This is a genomic window from Microbacterium sp. STRO-2N (assembly GCF_057747775.1).
Genome location: NZ_CM173223.1, coordinates 221,831 through 239,625, shown reverse-complemented (window position 1 = coordinate 239,625; position 17,795 = coordinate 221,831). Strand labels below are relative to the sequence as shown.

Genomic DNA, 17,795 nt, shown 5'->3' with positions numbered 1-17,795 from the left:
CGACGACAGCGCGACGCTGCCCGGTGACCTCGGTCGCCGGGCAGCGTCGCGTCAGCGGGGCGTCAGGTCGTCGCCTACCGGGAACGGCAGCCGGAAGCGCTCGGGATCGGCCCCGACCGCCGACGCCGCGCCGTACTCGTCCGCCACCACGACGACGCCGCGCGGACTCGCCTCGGCGATGCGCACCGGCCGCTCCGAGCCGTCGGCGAAGCGGAGCGTCCAGCGGTCGGCGAGGTAGCCCATGCCGAGCGCGTCGAGCAGCTCTTCCGCGGCGAGCCAGTCCACCGGGGCGTCCGTGCGCTCTCGGCCGAGCAGGTCGAAGACGCGGAAGCCCTCGCCGTCGGCGAGCATCCACCCGAGGACCTCGCTGTCGGCGCGGCGATGTTCGATCCAGTCCACAGGCAGCACGGCAGCCGAGCTTAGCCGAGCACCGCGGCACCGTGCTCGCCGATGCGAGGTCGCTGAGCCCCGCGCGGCGGGCGGGAGGCGGCGCCGGCATCCCGGTAGCATCCCCTCAACGACCGCGTGTGGGGATGCGGGGTCCAACGCATGGGGAGTCGTATGGCCACATCCGGCACGGGCGCGCCGCAGCGCCCGTCGAAACGCGTGCGCCGTCGGCGCGCGCTCGTCTTCTCGACGGGCGTGCTCGTGCTGCTCGCCGTCGCCGGCACGGTCACGGCGATCGCCCTCGCGCGGCAGGCCGCGGATGCCGAGCCCGAGGCCGCGCCGACGTCCCCCGCCGCAGGGGCCCCGGCGCCAACGCCCGACCCCACTCCCCTCACCGCCGAAGAGCAGCTTCTCGCCGGCACCACCGACCCGGCGGCGTGCGCCGTGAGCTTCGCGGGCGAGGGCATCGCCGACGCTCCGATGCTGCAGACGCAGGGCACGTTGTATGCGGCGCTGCCCATCCCATCGCGCGACGGCCTCGTGTTCGCCGGCTGGTATGCGACCCCCGAGGATGCCGCGGCGTACGCGATCCCGGGCCGGGTGAACGGGTCGGAGCTCGTCGCGTGCACGGACCGGCGCATCACCCTGCACGGCGCGTGGATGAGCCCCGAGCAGAACGCCGCCGAGAACGCCCGCATCCCGATCCTCATGTATCACCAGTTCACCACCAAGCCCGAGGGCGAGAGCGGCTGGCTGCGCGGCAACTACGCGTACATCGGCGACTTCGACGCGCACATGAACCACATCGCCTCGACGGGCTTCTACCTGCCGACGTGGGACGAGCTGTCGGCGTTCATCGACGGGCGCCTGTTCTTGCCCAACCACTCCGTGATCGTGACCGACGACGACGCCGACCAGACCTGGTTCGACCTCGCGGCACCCGTCGTCGAGAAGTACAAGGTGCTGGCGACGTCGTTCATGATCACGGCGTACCGCCAGGATCCGGCCCCCAACCCGTACGTGCTGCGGCGTTCGCACACCCACGACATGCACCAGGCCGGCGCGAACGGCGACGGGCGCATCGTCAACTGGTCGGTGCCCGAGATCGTGGCCGACATGGAGGCTTCCGCCGGCGTGCTCGGCGTGAAAGAGGTCATGGCGTACCCCTTCGGCCACCACAACGACACCGCGAAGGAAGGACTCCGCCAGGCCGGGTGGGAGATGGCTCGCACGATCGAGCCCGGCTATGTCACGATCGGAACCGACAAGCTCGCGCTGCCGACGATCCGCATCAACTACGGCATGGGCCTCGACGCGCTCGTGGGACTCATCGGCTGACCGGCGGGTCGACGCGACTCGACGCGCTCAGCGCAGCGGTCCGAAGAACGCGCGCAGGTCGTCCGCGAGGAGGTCGGGCAGTTCCATCGCGGGGAAGTGCCTGCCCCGGTCGCACTCGGTCCAGCGCCCGTCGTCGGGGAACGGCAGCACACGTCGCACCGTCGGGTCCGCCCCGAACACCATCATCGCCTGCGGCACGTTCGTCGGCAGGCCCCACTCGTGGGAGTGGGCCTGGTCGTACAGCGTGTGCGCCGCAGATGCGCCCGCCCTGCCGAACCACGCCACCGAGACGAGCGTGAGGATCTGGTCGACGTCGAGCTCGACATCCGTCCAGTCCTCGAGCTTCTCGGCGATCCACGCGAGCAGGAACACCGGCGAGTCGATCAGTCCGTACCCGATCGTCTGCGGGCGCGTGTTCTGGATCGCGAGGTACCCGGAGGCGTCGTCGCGGAACTCCACCATCCGGTCCAGGATGAGCCGGTCGACCGGGTCGTCGGCGTCGAGCCGGTCGGCGAGTCCGGGAAGGAACGTCGCGGTGTTCGCGGCCGTCATCGGATCGGTGACGACATGCACGCCCGTGACGTGCTCGGGGTCGAGGCCGGCGACCATGCCCGAGACGCCGGCGCCGACATCCCCGCCGTGCACTCCGTATCGGTCGTACCCGAGGCGGCGCATGAGCTCCACCCACGCCCGCGCCGTGCGGCCCATCGCCCACCCCGCCCCGCTCAGCGGCGTCGAGAACCCGTATCCGGGGAGCGAAGGCGCCACGACGTGGAACGACGGTCCCGATCCGGTCGAGGTCAGCAGCTCCATCAGCCGCGCGAACTCGACGTTGGAGCTCGGGTACCCGTGGGTGAGCAGCAGCACGGGGGCGTCCTCCTGCGCCGACCGCGCATGGAAGAAGTGGATCCTCTGCCCGTCGATCTCGGTGACGAACTGAGGAATCCGGGCCAGGCGCGCCTCGTGCGCTCGCCAATCGAACCCGCTGCGCCAGCGGTCGGTCAGCGCGCGCACCTCCGACAGCCGGATGCCGCGCTCGCGCCCGTCGGCCGGGGACTCGTCGGGCCAGCGGACGTCGTCCAGGCGACGCCGGAGGTCGTCGAGGTCGGCCTCGCCGACCGCGATGGTGAAGGGCTGGATCTCGTCCATCGGACTCTCCTCTGCGATGTCTGCGGTGCCCTGCGCACCGGGACATTTCCGACGGTATCCGGGGATGCGGAACACTTCTTTCCGCAATGCATGAGATCGTGGATGAATGCTGGAGACTTCGGCGAGACTGCTGCGCCTGCTGTCGCTGCTGCAGCTGCGGCGCGACTGGCGCGGGCCGGAGCTCGCGGAGCGCCTCGAGGTCACGACCCGAACGATCCGCAACGACGTCGAACGACTGCGGCGCCTGGGCTATCCGGTGGAGGCGAGCCCGGGCGTCACCGGGGGCTACCGGCTCGGCGAGAGCGCAACCATGCCGCCGATGCTGCTTGACGACGACGAGGCCGTCGCTCTCGCCCTCGCGCTGCGCATGGCGACCTCGGCGAGCGTCGGAGGGATGCCGGAGGCATCCGTCCGCGCCCTGCTCAAGCTCCAGCGGCTGCTTCCTTCACGGCTGCGCGAGCGCGTCGAGTCGCTGCGCGTCTCGGCGCTCGCCGTGCCGACGTCGGAATCGGCGGTCGACCCCGAGGTGCTCGTGTCGATCGCCGCTGCCTGCCGTAACACCGAGCGGGTGCGTTTCGACTACGAGTCGCACACCGGCTCGCGAAGCCGCCGCGACGTCGAGCCGTACCGACTGGTGGCGGCCTCCGGTCGCTGGTACCTCTTCGCGTGGGAGCCCGAACGCCAGGCGTGGCGCACGTTCCGCGTCGATCGGATCGCGCTGCGCACTCCTGCCGGCCCGAGGTTCGCGCAACGGGCGCTCCCGACCGACGAGCAGATCCTCGCGCACGTGTCGGAGGGAATCGGGCGGGCGACGTGGCGCTACCGCGCGCGTGTGCTCGTCCACGCGTCGGCCGACCACGTACGGCAACGGATCCCCGTCCGCGTGACCATCATCGAGCGCGGACCGCAGCGGTCCGAGCTCGTGGTCGGCTCGGACGATCCCCGCATGCTGGCGCTCTATCTCGGCATGCTCGACGCGGAGTTCGAGGTGATCGACGCTCCCGAGCTGAAGGAGGCCCTCCACGCTCTCGCAGCGCGATTCACGAGGGCCGCAGGCAGCTGAGCCCGGACCCACGACGAACGCCGGGCCGGGGCATCCGTCGTCTACAGCTCGCCGGGGGCCGTGGCCTGCGCGTCGAGCTCTTCGACGATGCGACGGGCGCGGCTCGGCACCGCGCCGGGCTTGCGGGGCGCGTACACGACGAGCGAGTGGAACACGAAGCGCGCGAAGAACGCGACCACCAGCGTGATCGCCGTCGCGACGACGGCCGAGAAGTGCCACGTCTCGACCATCAGCGCCATGATCGGGATGCGGATGAGCGCCTCGGCGTTGTTGAACGTGAACGACTTCGCGAACCGCAGCCAGCCGCCTGACGCGTGCTCGCGCATGTCGTGGAAGACGAACCGCTCCTGCAGCAGGAAGTTGCCGATGATCGTCGTCTCGGCCGCGACGATCGCGGCGACGATGTAGTCGACGCCGAGCTGGGTGAGCGCCCACACGATCGCGATGTTGGCGATCGCACCGAGTCCCCCGATCACGGCGAACAGCGACATCTTGCCGAACCGCAGCGCCGTCAGCTGCGTGAGGAAGTGCACGCCCTGACGCACCGAGGCCTTGGACTCCCCCGCGTGACGGTCCGCGAAGTCGAACGGCACCTCGGCGATGCGCAGCGGGCGCCGCGCCAGGATCTCGAGCAGGATCTTGAATCCACGCGGCTTCAGCAGCGCCTGATCGACGGTGCGCCGGTCGATGAGGAAGAAGCCGGTCATCGGGTCGGTGACATCCTTCAGCCGGATGGGGAACATCGCGCGGGTGAGCGCCGTCGCCACCTTCGACACCAGCACCCGCGTGCGGTCGGCGAGGCCGTGCGCGGTGCCGCCGCCGGCGTAGCGCGACGCGATCACGACGTCGACGTCGCCGCGCGAGAAGCGGCGCCACAGCTCGGGGATCCGCTCGGGCGGATGCTGCAGATCACCGTCGATCACCACGCACGCGTCCGCCTCGGCCGCCGCGAAGCCCTCGAGCACCGCACCGCCGAGGCCGCCGGTGGGCCGGTCGCGGTGGATCATCCGCACCGGCAGCGGGGCGGATGCCGCGACCTCGCGCACGACGTCGGGCGTGGCATCCGTGCTGTCGTCGACGAAGACGATCTCGGCGTCGATGCCGTCCGCGGCCGCGCTGATGCGACGGACCAGCTCCGCCACGTTGGGAGCCTCATTGAAGGTCGGGACGATGATCGACAGCTGCATCGCGGCCCATCCTCGCACGGGTGCCTGTGCGGCGCCCATCCAGGATTCCCGGGCGAGAATGGATTGATGACCTCCCCCACCACGATCACGATGTTCGGCGCCGACTGGTGCCGTGACTGCATCCGCACCAAGCGCCAGCTCGACGACCTCGGCGTCTCCTACACGTACGTCGACCTCATGGCCGATCCTGGCGCGGCCGACGTCGCGCGGGACATCTCGGGCCGCACGAACATCCCGGTCGTGGTGTACCCGGACGCCTCGCACCACGTCGAGCCCTCGAACGCCGCGGTCGAGGCCAAGCTCCGCGAGCTCTCCCTCATCTGATCCCTGACGGCGAGGCATCCGTCGTCGTTAGGCTGAGGCCGTGAGCGAGGGCGTCGAACGCAATACCCGGGCGATCGAGGGCACGGTCGTGACCGACTTCGAGGACCGCATGAGCTACGGCGGCTATCTCGACCTCGAGACGCTCCTGTCGGCGCAGCGGCCGCTCAGCGATCCGGAGCACCACGACGAGCTGCTGTTCATCGTGCAGCACCAGACGACCGAGCTGTGGCTCAAGCTCGTGCTGCACGAGCTCGGTGCGGCGTGCCGCCTGCTGCGCGAGGACCAGCTCGCACCGGCTCTCAAGTGCATCGCGCGCGTCAAGCACATCCAGAAGACCCTCACCGAGCAGTGGTCGGTGCTCGCAACCCTCACTCCTGCGGAGTACGCGCAGTTCCGGGGTGTCCTCGGTCACGCGAGCGGGTTCCAGTCCGCGCAGTACCGCGCGGTGGAGTTCACGCTCGGCAACAAGAACGCCGCCATGCTGCGCGTGTTCGAGGCCGATCCGTCGGCGCACGAGATGCTGCGGGCGGCCCTGGAGGCGCCGAGCGTCTACGACGAGTTCCTCCGGATGCTCGCGCGATCGGGCTACCCCGTCCCGGCGTCGGTGCTCGACCGCGACGTCACGACCGCGTGGACCTACACCCCCGAGCTCGTGCCGGTGCTGGTCGAGATCTACGCCGACCCGCAGACGCACTGGGCCGCGTACGAGACGTGCGAGGAGCTGGTCGACCTCGAGGACAACTTCCAGCTGTGGCGCTTCCGCCACCTGAAGACGGTCGAGCGCATCATCGGACTCAAGACCGGCACCGGCGGCTCGAGCGGCGTCCCGTTCCTGCGGCGGGCGCTCGAACTGACGTTCTTCCCGGAGCTGTACGCCGTGCGGACGGAGCTGTGATGGGCGACCCCTTCCGCCTGCGTGCCCTGCTCGGCGACGACGCCGCGCTGTGCCGCCGCGCGATCACCGGCGAGCACGGGGTGTCGCTCCCGCCGCTCATCGACCATCACGTGCACCTTCACCTCATCGACGAGAGCGGACTGGCCGCCCACGGCATCGCCGGCGTCCTCGACCTCGGGGGCGACCCCATCGCGCTCGCACGACGCGAGAGCCACGGCATTCCGCGCGTGGCATACGCCGGCGCGTTCCTCACCGCCGTCGGCGCCTACCCGGTCGGGCGGCCATGGGCTGCGCCCGAGATCATCCGCGAAATCGGCGATCCCTCACCGCACCCGGGCGTCGCCTGCGGCGCGGCGACAGTGGTCGACGAGCAGGCGTCGTTCGGGGCATCCGTCATAAAGGTCGTCCTCAACAGCGTCGCCGGTCCCGTGCTCGACGCAGAGACACTCGCCGCGATCGTCGCGACCGCGCGCGATCGCGGCCTCCCCGTGGTCGCACATACGGAGGGCGAGGGGATGCCGCAGCTCGCGCTCGACGCGGGGGCCGCAGCGCTCGCGCACACCCCTTTCACGGAGCTCGTCGGACGAAGGCTCACCGCGCATGCGGTGTCGGCGGGGCAGGTCTGGATCTCGACGCTCGCCATCCACCGAGACGAACCCGAGGCCGCCGAGAACGCCCGCCTGAACCTCGCCGGATTCGCGGCGGCCGGTCGGCGCGTGCTGTACGGCACCGACCTCGGCAACGGCGAGCAGCCGGTCGGCGTCAATCGACACGAGGTCGCCGCGCTCGACCGAGCCGGAGTCCGCGGGCCGGCGCTCATCGCCGCGATGTCGGACCCGTGGCCCCTCGACGAGCCGCCGGCCGGCGTGAGCACGTTCGTGCCGGGGCCGTCGCCCGAGGTCCTCGACGACATCGCGGAGTGGCTTGCGGGTGCCGCCGTCGTGCCGACCGAGGAGCTCATCCATGACGAACACTGATCGCGCCGATCTCGAGGCCGAGGCATCCGCCCTCGACGAGGCCGACCCGCTGCGCGCCTTCCGCGACGCGTTCGTCGGGTCCGAGACGCCGCTGGTGTACTTCGACGGCAACTCGCTCGGCCGCCCGCCCCGTGCGAGCGTCGAGCGGCTCACAGCGTTCGCGCGCGACGAGTGGGGCGGCCGGCTCATCCGCGGATGGGACGAGTCGTGGATGCAGCTGCCGTTCGAGATCGGCGACACGATCGGCCGCGTCGCGATCGGCGCCGCTCCAGGGCAGACGGTCGTTGGCGACTCGACGACGGTGCTGTTGTACAAGCTCGTGCGCGCCGCGTTCGACGCCGCCGTCGCCGCCGACCCCGCGCGCGTCGAGCTCGTGGTCGACCGCGACAATTTCCCGACCGACCGCTACCTCGTCGAGGGCATCGCCGCCGAGCGCGGCGGTCGCGTGCGATGGGTGGATGTGGACGTGACAGCCGGCGTCACGGCGGACGCGCTGCACGCGGCCGTCGGCCCTGCCACCGCGGTCGTGCTGCTCTCGCACGTCGCGTACCGGTCGGGATATCTCGCGGATGCCCCTGCCCTCACCCGCATCGCCCACGACGCCGGCGCGCTCGTCGTGTGGGACCTGTGCCACTCCGCAGGTTCCGTGCCGGTCGAGGCCGACGCGTGGGAGGTCGATCTCGCGGTCGGCTGCACGTACAAGTACCTGAACGGCGGTCCCGGCTCGCCCGCGTTCGCCTACGTCGCCGCCCGGCACCAGGATGGCCTCGCCCAGCCAGTGCAGGGATGGATGGGCGCGGCGGACGTCTTCGCGATGGGTCCTCGGTACGAGCCCGCAGCGGGCATGCGCCGCTTCCTGTCGGGCACGCCGCCGATCGTCGGCATGATCGCGATGCAGGACACGCTCGCACTCCTCGAGCAAGCCGGGATCGACGGCATCCGTTCGAAGTCCATCGCCCTCACCGAGTTCGCCGTGCGCGTCGCCGACGAGCTGCTCGCCCCGCTCGGCGTGACCGTCGCGTCGCCCCGCGACCCCGCCGAGCGCGGCGGCCACGTGACACTGTCGCACCCCGCGATGCGCGCCGTCACGGCACGGCTGTGGCAGCAGGACGTGATCCCCGACTACCGCGACCCCGGCGGTCTGCGCATCGGCCTGTCGCCGCTGTCGACCTCGTTCGCCGAGACGCTCACCGGCCTGCGTGCCGTCGAGGCGGCGGTCCGCGCGGAGTCCTGACCCGCTCGTCGCCCGTCCCCTGGGCGCGAAAACACCAGTGCGTCGCGCGACGCGCCGCGTCGCGGCATCCGTCCGCGGCGTGTCGCCGTCGCGGACTGGTTTTTTCGCATGGCACGGAATCTCGGCGAGCTGCCGCTCTACACTGGCGCGATGAGCAACGAGGCTCCCGCGGCACCCGAAGCCACCGGCATCCCGTCGTCCCGTCTCCGTCGAGGCACGATCGCCCGCTACGCGACCGGCTCGCTCGGCACGGGCGGCTTCGCGACGCTGCCCGGACTGGTCCTGACCTACTACCTCACCGATTCGCTGGGCGTCGCGGCACTCGCGGCGGGCGCGGTCATCACGATCGCGAAGGTGTGGGATGTCGTCATCGACCCGGTGATCGGAGCGCTGACCGATCGCGATCTCGCTCGCCACGGCACCCGCCGGCGGCTCATGCTCGTCGGGGCATGCGCCCTGCCGCTCCTGTTCGCGCTGACGTTCGCCGTGGCGCCCGCGCTCGGCCCTGTCATCGGGGCGCTGTGGGTGCTCGTGGCGTTCACGCTCACCGCGACAGCCTTCAGCCTCTTCCAGGTGCCGTACATCGCGCTGCCCGCCGAGCTCACACCGCGCTACGACGAGCGGACGCGCCTCCTGACGTGGCGGGTGGTCGTGCTGACGCTCGCGATCCTCCTGTTCGGCGCGGGCGGCCCCGCCCTGCGCCGCATTGCCGACGACCCGGTCGTCGGCTATCTCGTGATGGGCATCGTCGCCGGCGTCACGATCGGCCTCGGCATGCTCGTGGCCACCACCGTCGCGCGGCGCGCGGCGCGCTCGCCCCGTTCCCGTGAGACCGGTGACGACTCCCGGCCTCGGGGCATCCGCGAGCACTACGCGTCGGGCGTGCGAGCTCTGCGGCGCAGCGCGCCGTTCCGCGCGCTCCTCGGCACGTTCGTGCTGCAGGCTCTGGCCACAGGGCTCATGCTCGCCGGCGCGCAGTACGTCGCGACGTGGGTGCTGCACTCGGAGGCGGCCGTCGAGCTGCTGTTCGTCGCGCTCATCGCGCCGGCGCTGCTGGCCGCCCCCGCGTGGGGAGCCGTCGCCCGCCGCATCGGGAAGGAGCGCGCGTTCCGGATCGCGAGCATCGTGTTCGCCGTCGCGGCGCTGTCGATCGTCGGCGTGCTGTGGGCCCCGGGCGACTGGATCTATGCACCCGTCGGCATCGCCGGCATCGCGTATGCGGGCATGCAGTCGCTGCCGATGGCGATGCTGCCGGACGTCATCTCGCACGACGAGCGCGTGTCGGGTCCCGGCAACGCCGGTGCGTTCAGCGGCGTGTGGACCGCCGGCGAGACCGTGGGGTTCGCGCTCGGCGCGACCGTGCTGTCGGTGATCCTCGCGCTGACGGGATACGTCTCTTCGGTCGCGGGGCAGGCGGTCGTGCAGCCGGATGCCGCGGTCACCGGCATCGTCGTGAGCTTCAGCGTCGTGCCGGCTGCCCTGATCGCGCTCAGTCTCGTGACCCTCGCACGGTACCCGCTGCGCCGCCGCGACGTGGACGCGGCGTCGGCCTGAGGCATCCAGTCGCACGATTCCTGACACTCAGTCCGCGCACGTAGACTGAGACTCCCGCCCGAAGGAGAGCGCCCGTGCCGAACGCCGCCCCCGCACCGTCTCGCGCCGACGAGTCCGCCCTCGGCGGCGAGGTGCGCGAGCAGCTCGACGCCTGCGTCTCGCAGCTCGACGAGGGTGCGCGTGTGTGGTCGGCTCTCACGCTCGACCAGCGCGCACGGCTGATGTCGCGGCTGCACGACTCGGTCACCGCCGCGGCGGAGGAGTGGGCCGATGTCGCGGCGTCGTCGAAGGACCTCGCGCCAGGGCATCCCCTGCGTGGCGAGGAGTGGCTGTCGGGCCCGTATGCCGCGCTCGTCGCGGTGGACGCGTACGCGGCCACGCTGCGTTCGCTGGCCCGTGGCGACAGTCCTCTCGACGGTGTGGCGACGGATGCCGCGCCCGGCGGTCGCGTACGCGCCCATGTCTTCCCGATGAATGCCGTCGACGGCATGCTGCTGTCGGGCTACACCGGCGAAGTGTGGTTCGAGCCCGGAGTGTCGGCCGAGGACGCCGGGCGCCGCGCCGGCCTCGCGCAGCTCACGCCGACCGTCGCCGGCGGAGTCGGGCTCGTGCTCGGGGCGGGCAACGTCACCTCGATCCCGGTGCTCGACGCGCTGTACGAGCTGCTCGCGCACAACCGCGTCGCTCTGCTCAAGGTGAACCCGACGCAGGACACGCTCGTGCCCATCTTCGAGCGAGCGTTCGCGCCGCTCATCGAGCCCGGGTTCCTGCGGATCGTGCGCGGCGGCGGCGACGTCGGCGCGTATCTCACCCGTCACCCGCGCATCGCACACGTGCACATCACGGGCGCTGCGCCGACGTTCGACGCGATCGTGTGGGGTTCCGGGCCGCAGGCGGCGCGGCGCAAGCGCGAGGACCGGCCGCAGCTGAAGAAGCCGATCACGGCCGAGCTCGGCGGCGTCTCGCCGATCATCATCGTCCCGGGCCGGTGGAGCGACGCGGATCTCGCGTTCCAGGCCGAGCACGTGGTGACGATGCGCCTGTACAACTCCGGGCACAACTGCATCGCAGGGCAGGTCGTGATCCTGAGCTCCGACTGGCCGCAGCGGGCGGCCTTCCTCCGCGCACTGCGCGCCGCGTACGAGGCGGCGCCCCGGCGCTCGGCCTGGTATCCCCGCAGCGACGCGAAGCTCGAGGCCGCCGCATCCGACTACGCCGGGGCGGCGTGGTGCGCCGACGGCACGCGCGCGCTCATCGAGATCGGCACCGGCGACGACGCCACCGCGCTCGAGACGACCGAGTACTTCGCGCCCGTGCTCGGGGTCGTGTCGCTGCCCGGCACAGGACAGGAGTTCCTCGACACCGCCGTCGCCCACGCGAACGAGGAGCTCGCCGGAACCCTCGGCGTCAACGTCCTCATCGACCCTGAGACGCAGGCGGCACTCGGCGACGGCTTCGAGCGCGCGATGGCCGAGCTGCGCTACGGAACCGTGTCGATCAACTCCTGGACGGCGTTCGGGTTCCTGACGCCCGCGCTCCCGTGGGGCGGGTTCCCCGGGGCGACCCCGCAGGACGTGCAGAGCGGCATCGGCGTCGTGCACAACGCGCTGCTCCTCGACGGCGTGGAGCGATCGGTGACACGCGGGCCGTTCCGACCCTTCCCCCGCGCCCTCGCGCCGCGGTCGCTCGGCTCTTCCAAGGGCAGGTCTTTCTCAGTGCTGCCGAAGCCGCCGTGGTTCGTCACATCGCGTACGGGGGCCGTCGTCAGCGAGGGGTTCACGCGGTTCCGCATGGACGGCGACTACGCGAAGCTCATGGTCACGCTCGTCAGAGCCTTCCGGGCATGAGGTCGCGCGCGGCGCGGCCGTTCGGGGCCGACGGGCTCGAGGCCGACTATGTCGTGGTCGGCGCGGGCTCCGCCGGAGCGGCCCTCGCGGCACGGCTCACCGAGGACCCCGGCGTCTCGGTGCTGCTGCTCGAAGCCGGCGGACCCGACCGCGCCATCGAACTGCACGTGCCGGCGGCCTTCAAGAAGCTGTTCCGCAGCGGCTACGACTGGGACTACGACACCGTCCCGCAGCCGCAGCTCGAGGGGCGCACGGTGTACTGGCCGCGCGGCAAGACGCTCGGCGGATCGTCGTCGCTCAACGCGATGATGTGGGTGCGCGGCTTCGCCGCCGACTACGACGAGTGGGCGGATGCCGCGGGCCGGGCCTGGTCGTGGGAGTCGCTGCTCCCCTCCTTCCGCCGGGTCGAGCGCACCGCCGATGCCGTCGACCGGACCCAGGGCTCCGACGGCGCGCAGTCGATCGAGCACCAGCGCGACCCCCGGCCCCACACGGCCGCGTTCCTGCGGGCGGCGGCCGAGGCGGGGCATCCGGTCACCCCCGCGAATCTGCCCGCGGGCCAGGGGTTCTCACAGACCATGGTCACGCAGCGGCGCGGGGCTCGCGCCTCCACGGCCGATGCGTACCTGCGCCCGGCGCGGCGACGCGCGAACCTGCGCGTGATCACGAACGCCCACGTGCGGCGCGTGACATTCTCGCGGCGCGCAACGGCCGAGCCGCCGGGCGCCGAGCCTGTAGAGGCACGTGCGACCGGCGTCTATGTCGACATCACGGGCATCACGCGGCACGTGCGGGCGCGGCGCGAGGTGATCCTGTGCGGCGGAGCGATCAACACGCCGCAGCTGCTGATGCTGAGCGGCATCGGCCCCTCCGAGCATCTCGCCGAGCACGGCATCCGTGTCGTCGTCGACTCGCCCGGCGTGGGGGCGAACCTCCAGGACCATCTCGTGGCCGGGCTCGCGCCCGCCGCTAAGGGTGGCACGCTCTTCACCGCCGAGAGCCGCCGCGAGCTCGGTCGATACCTCGGCGGACGACGCGGGATGCTGACCTCCAACGTCGCCGAGGCGTACGGGTTCGTGCGCACCGCGATGGCGGACCGCGCCGGGGTTCCCGAGGGCCTCCCCGACATCGAGATCATCTTCGCCCCCGCCCCGTATGTCGGCGAAGGGCTCGTGCCACTGCCGGGCGAGGGCCTCACGGTGGGCGCGATCCTGCTGCGACCGCGCAGCCGCGGCACGATCCGGCTCGCGTCGGTCGACCCCCACGCGAAGCCGCTCATCGACCCCGCCTACCTGTCGGACCCCGACGGCATCGACGCCGAGACGATGCTTGCGGGCCTCGCCGAATGCGAGCGGCTCATCGACACCGACGCGCTGCGCGCGGTGACCACGGGCGGCTGGATCCAGCCCGAGGGGGGTGAGCGCATGACCCCCGAGGAGCGTGCGGAGCTGTCGCTCCGCCGCTACTCGCACACGCTCTACCACCCCGTCGGCACGGCGCGGATGGGAGCGGATGCCGCTGCCGTCGTCGATCCTTCGCTCCGGGTGCGCGGAGTCACGGGTCTGCGCGTGGCCGACGCATCCGTCATGCCCACGATCATCCGCGGCCACACGAACGCCCCCGCCATCGTGATCGGCGAGGTCGCGGCCGACCTCATCCGCCGCGGCTCCTGAAGTCGGTGTCTGCGGGTCGGCGACGGCCGCCGCGCCCCCGCACCTCAGGTGTCACAACACGCGGAATCCACGAACCGATCCCGCGTGTCGCGCCACCCGAACAGTGCGCGTGAAGCAGCCGCCGCACCCCCACCTCAGGTGTCACAACACGCGGAATCCACGAACCGATGCCGCGTGTCGCGCCACCCGAACGGTGCGCGTGAAGCAGCCGCCGCCGCGACCCCACACCTCAGGTGTCACAACACGCGGAATCCACGAACCGATCCCGCGTGTCGCGCCACCCGAACAGTGCGCGTGAAGCAGCCGCCGCACCCCCACCTCAGGTGTCACAACACGCGGAATCCACGAACCGATGCCGCGTGTCGCGCCACCCGAACGGTGCGCGGCTCAGCGGCCGCCGCGGCGGTTCGTGCCGTTGGGACGGACGACGGAGCCGACCATGAGCTTGCCGGTGCCGCCGGCGGAGGCGCGACGACCCGGGGTGCGCGGGTTGCCCTGCGCCGGCTGGGCCGAACGGGAGTGCCCGGCGCTCTGGTCGTGACGCTGGTGCGTGGACTTGTCACGCGCAGCGGCGGCGTCGCGGCCCTGGCCGCCGCCCGAGCCCTGACCCGACCCGCGGCGCGAGCCGCCCTGGCCGGCGCCGCGGCTCTGGCGCGCGGCATCCGTCGACGATCGCTGACCGTCGCGCGCGGCGCGCTTGCGCTGCGCGTTGGCTCCCTGGCTGGTGCCGCCGCCACGGACCGGAGCCTGTACGGGCTCGGGCTTGACGTAGGGGGCGACTTCGCCCACGAGGTCGGCGACCTCACGCGACGACGGGCTCACCGCGACGGGCGTCGCAGTGATGGCCGCCTTGCGCAGCAGCTGCGCTACGTCCTTCTCCTGGCCGGGGATGACCAGCGTGACCACGGCGCCCTCGGCGCCCGCGCGTGCGGTGCGGCCCGAGCGGTGCAGGTACGCCTTGTGCTCCGTGGGCGGGTCGACGTGGATGACGAGCTCGACGTCGTCGACGTGCACACCGCGTGCCGCGACATCCGTCGCCACGAGCACCTTCGCGGTGCCGGCCGAGAACGCGGCGAGGTTGCGATCGCGCTGCGGCTGCGAGAGGTTGCCGTGCAGGTCGACGGCCGGGATGCCCTGCGAGGTCAGCTGCTTGGCGAGCTTCTTCGCGTGGTGCTTCGTGCGCATGAACAGGATGCGGCGGCCCTTGCCCGAGGCGAGGGTCTTCACGACGTCCTTCTTGGTCTCGGCGTCCATCGTGAACACGTGGTGGGTCATCGCGGCGACGGGCGAGTTCGCCTCGTCGACGGAGTGGAGCACCTCGTTCTGGAGGAAGCGATTCACCAGCTTGTCGACGCCGTTGTCGAGCGTCGCGCTGAAGAGCAGCCGCTGCCCGCCGGACGGCGTCGCGTTCAGGATGCGTGTGACACCCGGCAGGAAGCCGAGGTCGGCCATGTGGTCGGCCTCGTCGATGACCGTGATCTCGATGGCGTCGAGGTGCACGTAGCCCTGCTTCATGAGGTCTTCGAGGCGCCCGGGGCACGCGACGATGATGTCGACGCCGGCGTTCAGCGCCTGCACTTGGCGGTTCTGGTTGACGCCGCCGAAGATCGTCGTGGTGGTCAGGCCGTAGGCCTTCGCGAGAGGCGCGAGCACCGCGTCGATCTGGGTGGCGAGCTCGCGGGTCGGTGCGAGCACGAGGCCGAGCGGCCGGCCCTTGCGACGGTTTCCGCCGGCGAGCTTGCCCCCGAGGCGGGCGGCCATCGGGATCGAGAAGGCGAGGGTCTTGCCCGAGCCGGTCTTGCCGCGGCCGAGCACATCGCGGCCGGCGAGGGTGTCGGGGAGCGTGTCGATCTGGATCGGGAACGCGGTGGTCTTGCCGTCGGCGGCGAGTGCGTCGACGAGGGGCTGAGGCACGCCGAGCGCGCCGAAAGTGGTTTCAGTCATGAGGATTCTCTGGGCACGTCGGTGCCCCATCGGTGGCCGGGGGCGGATCTCGCCCACGGGTCGCCGTTCGAAAGTCATCACCGGCATCGCACTTCGCTGGGAAGGCGGCGGCGGGAGGGGAAGCGTTCTACGACGCGAGAAGCGCACGAGGCGCTGCAAGGTCTCCCACCCTACCAGTACCCGCCTGGGCGTCCGCTCGCGGCCTGTGCGAAAGCATCAGTCGCCCACGGCGACACGCCGGCGACGGATGCCGCACCCCGGCGTGTCGCGTGACGGAGTGGTGTTTTCGCAGCCGGAGACGCGGGTCAGGAGGCGGCGGGCTGCTCGTAGGCGTCGATCGGCGTGGGCTCGTCGACGGCGGCGGGCTCGTCGTCCACGGCGTCGGGCGCCGCGAAGCGGTCGGTGGCGGCCACGAGCGCACGGGCGATTCCGGGCTCGGACGCCGAGTGCCCGGCATCCGGGATCATCTCGAAGGACGCCTCGGGCCACGCGCGGTGGAGGTCCCACGCCGTCATCGGCGGCGTGCACACGTCGTAGCGGCCCTGGACGATGACCGCCGGGATGTGCCGGATCCGGTCGACGCCGGCGATGAGCTGGCCTTCGTCGAACCAGCCGCCGTTCAGGAAGTAGTGGTTCTCGATGCGCGCGAAAGCGACGGCGGCACGCGGCTCGGTCATCGCGTCGATGAGCTCGGCGTCGGGCACGAGAGTGAGGTTCGACGCCTCCCACTGCGACCACGCGAGAGCCGCCGGCACGTGCACGGCGGGATCGGGATCGCTGAGCCGCCGGTGGAACGCCTCGATGAGCCTCGAGCGCTCGAGGATCGGGATGGGCGCGATGAACTGCTCCCACAGGTCGGGGGCGACGGATGCCGCGCCGCCCTCGTAGAACCACTCCAGCTCGTGCCGGCGCAGCGTGAAGACGCCCCGCAGCACGAGCTCGGCGACGGCCCGTGGGTGCGCCTGCGCGTAGGCGAGTGCGAGTGCGCTCCCCCACGACCCGCCGAACACCTGCCACCGATCGATGCCGAGGTTCTTGCGCAACAGGTCGATGTCGGCGACCAGATGCCACGTCGTGTTGTGGCGGAGCTCGGCGTGCGGCTCGCTCGCGTGTGGCGTGGAGCGCCCGCAGCCGCGCTGATCCAGCAGGACGATGCGGTAGCGCTCGGGGTCGAAGAAGCGTCGGTGCCACGGCGCCGTGCCCGCACCTGGACCGCCGTGGAGGAAGACCACGGGCTTGCCGTCGGGGTTGCCGCTCTGCTCCCAGTACACGCGATTGCCTTCGCCGACGATGAGCTCGCCGGTCTCGTACGGCTCGATCGGCGGGTAGAGGATGTGCTCGAGCTGCTCGTTCACAGGTCTCTCCCCGAGACCGCGAAGGTGTCGCATGCCGACAGGCCGTCCTGGTAGCCCGCCTGGAACCACCGCTGACGCTGCTCGCTCGACCCGTGGGTCCAGGACTCCGGATTGATGAACGACCCCGACTGCTGCTGGATGTGGTCGTCGCCGACGGTCCCCGCGGCGTTGAGCGCGTCGGCGATCTGCTGCGGCGTCACCGGGTCGAAGTAGGGAACGCCGTTTTCGTCGCGCTGCTCAGGCAGGGAGCCCACCCAGGCACCCGCGAAGCAGTCGGCCTGCAGCTCGGTGCGCACGCCGTTGCTGTCGGGGCCGGTGCCGTTGTTCGGGTGCTGCTCCATGATGCCGGTGATGTGCTGCACGTGGTGCCCGTACTCGTGCGCGAGCACGTACAGCTGTGCGAGCTCCCCGGCCGACGCGCCGAACCGCTCGCGCATCAGCGCGAAGAACGTGGGATCGATGTACACCGTCTCTTCGGGCGGGCAGTAGAACGGACCGGTCTGGTTCGAGGCCGTGCCGCACTGCGTCGGCGTCTGTCCGTCGACCACGATCAGTCCGGGCGGGCGGTAGCCCTGCACCTCGCCGGTCCAGTACTCGTCGAGCACGACGCTGCCCGCCGCGAGCCGGCAGTCGTCCCGTGCGTTCGCGTCGGCGCCGGTCTCGCACTGCTCGATCTCGGACTCCGCACCGCCGCCCGGCTGCGGGACGCTCGGGACCAGGCCCGAGATGTCGGTGCCGGTGAAGAGCTGGAACAGGATGACGGCGAGCGCGCCGATCCCCGCGATCCCGCCTCCCGCGACCGCGGCCCCTGCCCCCCTACGCCGAGCGCGGTTCCCCCCGACGTTGGCGTTCTGGTTGAACGTCATGG

General features: G+C 71.6%; 15 protein-coding genes. 9 read left to right on the top strand and 6 right to left on the bottom strand.

Annotated elements, in window-relative coordinates; genetic code table 11:
* Positions 1-51 precede the first annotated feature (51 nt).
* Positions 52-408, bottom strand: coding sequence for a hypothetical protein (locus AC3ANN_RS00980; RefSeq protein WP_488339148.1), 357 nt, complete (start codon positions 406-408; stop codon positions 52-54).
* A gap of 153 nt (positions 409-561) precedes the next feature.
* On the opposite strand from AC3ANN_RS00980, the gene AC3ANN_RS00975 reads away from it, so the two are divergent.
* Complete coding sequence (locus AC3ANN_RS00975) at positions 562-1,725, top strand: polysaccharide deacetylase family protein (protein WP_488339147.1); 1,164 nt, start codon at positions 562-564, stop codon at positions 1,723-1,725.
* A 27-nt stretch (positions 1,726-1,752) separates the two neighbouring features.
* On the opposite strand, the gene AC3ANN_RS00970 is transcribed toward AC3ANN_RS00975, so the two are convergent.
* Positions 1,753-2,874: an epoxide hydrolase family protein gene (locus AC3ANN_RS00970; RefSeq protein WP_488339146.1), complete on the bottom strand. Its 1,122-nt coding sequence runs from the start codon at positions 2,872-2,874 to the stop codon at positions 1,753-1,755.
* Between the two features lie 106 nt (positions 2,875-2,980).
* On the opposite strand from AC3ANN_RS00970, the gene AC3ANN_RS00965 reads away from it, so the two are divergent.
* Positions 2,981-3,937, top strand: a complete 957-nt coding sequence (locus AC3ANN_RS00965; protein WP_488339145.1) for a helix-turn-helix transcriptional regulator — start codon at positions 2,981-2,983, stop codon at positions 3,935-3,937.
* Positions 3,938-3,978: 41 nt separating this feature from the next.
* Here the strand turns inward: AC3ANN_RS00965 and AC3ANN_RS00960 are convergent, their stop codons facing one another.
* Entirely contained in the window at positions 3,979-5,124 is a 1,146-nt protein-coding gene (locus AC3ANN_RS00960; RefSeq protein ID WP_488339144.1) for a glycosyltransferase, read from the bottom strand.
* A gap of 66 nt (positions 5,125-5,190) precedes the next feature.
* Between AC3ANN_RS00960 and AC3ANN_RS00955 the strand changes: the two genes are divergently transcribed.
* The 7 genes from AC3ANN_RS00955 (at position 5,191) to AC3ANN_RS00925 (ending at position 13,628) form a co-directional block, all read left to right on the top strand.
* Positions 5,191-5,448 (top strand): glutaredoxin domain-containing protein, encoded by a 258-nt coding sequence (locus AC3ANN_RS00955; RefSeq protein WP_488339143.1) that lies wholly within the window; start codon positions 5,191-5,193, stop codon positions 5,446-5,448.
* Between the two features lie 40 nt (positions 5,449-5,488).
* Entirely contained in the window at positions 5,489-6,343 is an 855-nt protein-coding gene (kynA, locus tag AC3ANN_RS00950) for a tryptophan 2,3-dioxygenase (protein ID WP_488339142.1), read from the top strand.
* Positions 6,343-7,320 carry a hypothetical protein gene (locus AC3ANN_RS00945; protein WP_488339141.1) on the top strand — a complete coding sequence of 326 codons (978 nt, stop codon included), beginning with the start codon at positions 6,343-6,345 and terminating at the stop codon, positions 7,318-7,320. Before kynA ends, AC3ANN_RS00945 begins: the two co-directional genes overlap by 1 nt.
* The gene (locus AC3ANN_RS00940) at positions 7,307-8,554 is read left to right on the top strand and encodes a kynureninase (protein WP_488339140.1); all 1,248 of its coding nucleotides are present in this window, start codon (positions 7,307-7,309) and stop codon (positions 8,552-8,554) included. The genes AC3ANN_RS00945 and AC3ANN_RS00940 overlap by 14 nt, the downstream gene beginning before the upstream one ends.
* Before the next feature lie 150 nt (positions 8,555-8,704).
* Positions 8,705-10,108 (top strand): MFS transporter, encoded by a 1,404-nt coding sequence (locus tag AC3ANN_RS00935; protein WP_488339139.1) that lies wholly within the window; start codon positions 8,705-8,707, stop codon positions 10,106-10,108.
* Positions 10,109-10,182: 74 nt separating this feature from the next.
* On the top strand, positions 10,183-11,955 hold the full coding sequence (locus AC3ANN_RS00930) for an aldehyde dehydrogenase family protein (protein WP_488339138.1): 1,773 nt from the start codon (positions 10,183-10,185) through the stop codon (positions 11,953-11,955).
* Entirely contained in the window at positions 11,952-13,628 is a 1,677-nt protein-coding gene (locus AC3ANN_RS00925; RefSeq protein WP_488339137.1) for a GMC family oxidoreductase, read from the top strand. The genes AC3ANN_RS00930 and AC3ANN_RS00925 overlap by 4 nt, the downstream gene beginning before the upstream one ends.
* Positions 13,629-14,015: 387 nt before the next feature.
* Here the strand turns inward: AC3ANN_RS00925 and AC3ANN_RS00920 are convergent, their stop codons facing one another.
* The 3 genes from AC3ANN_RS00920 to ypfJ all read right to left on the bottom strand — a co-directional run bounded on the left by AC3ANN_RS00920 (position 14,016) and on the right by ypfJ (position 17,793).
* Positions 14,016-15,572 (bottom strand): DEAD/DEAH box helicase, encoded by a 1,557-nt coding sequence (locus tag AC3ANN_RS00920; RefSeq protein ID WP_488339136.1) that lies wholly within the window; start codon positions 15,570-15,572, stop codon positions 14,016-14,018.
* A gap of 305 nt (positions 15,573-15,877) precedes the next feature.
* Positions 15,878-16,927: a prolyl aminopeptidase gene (gene pip / locus AC3ANN_RS00915; RefSeq protein WP_488339135.1), complete on the bottom strand. Its 1,050-nt coding sequence runs from the start codon at positions 16,925-16,927 to the stop codon at positions 15,878-15,880.
* On the bottom strand, positions 16,924-17,793 hold the full coding sequence (ypfJ, locus tag AC3ANN_RS00910) for a KPN_02809 family neutral zinc metallopeptidase (RefSeq protein ID WP_488339134.1): 870 nt from the start codon (positions 17,791-17,793) through the stop codon (positions 16,924-16,926). Before ypfJ ends, pip begins: the two co-directional genes overlap by 4 nt.
* Positions 17,794-17,795 lie beyond the last annotated feature (2 nt).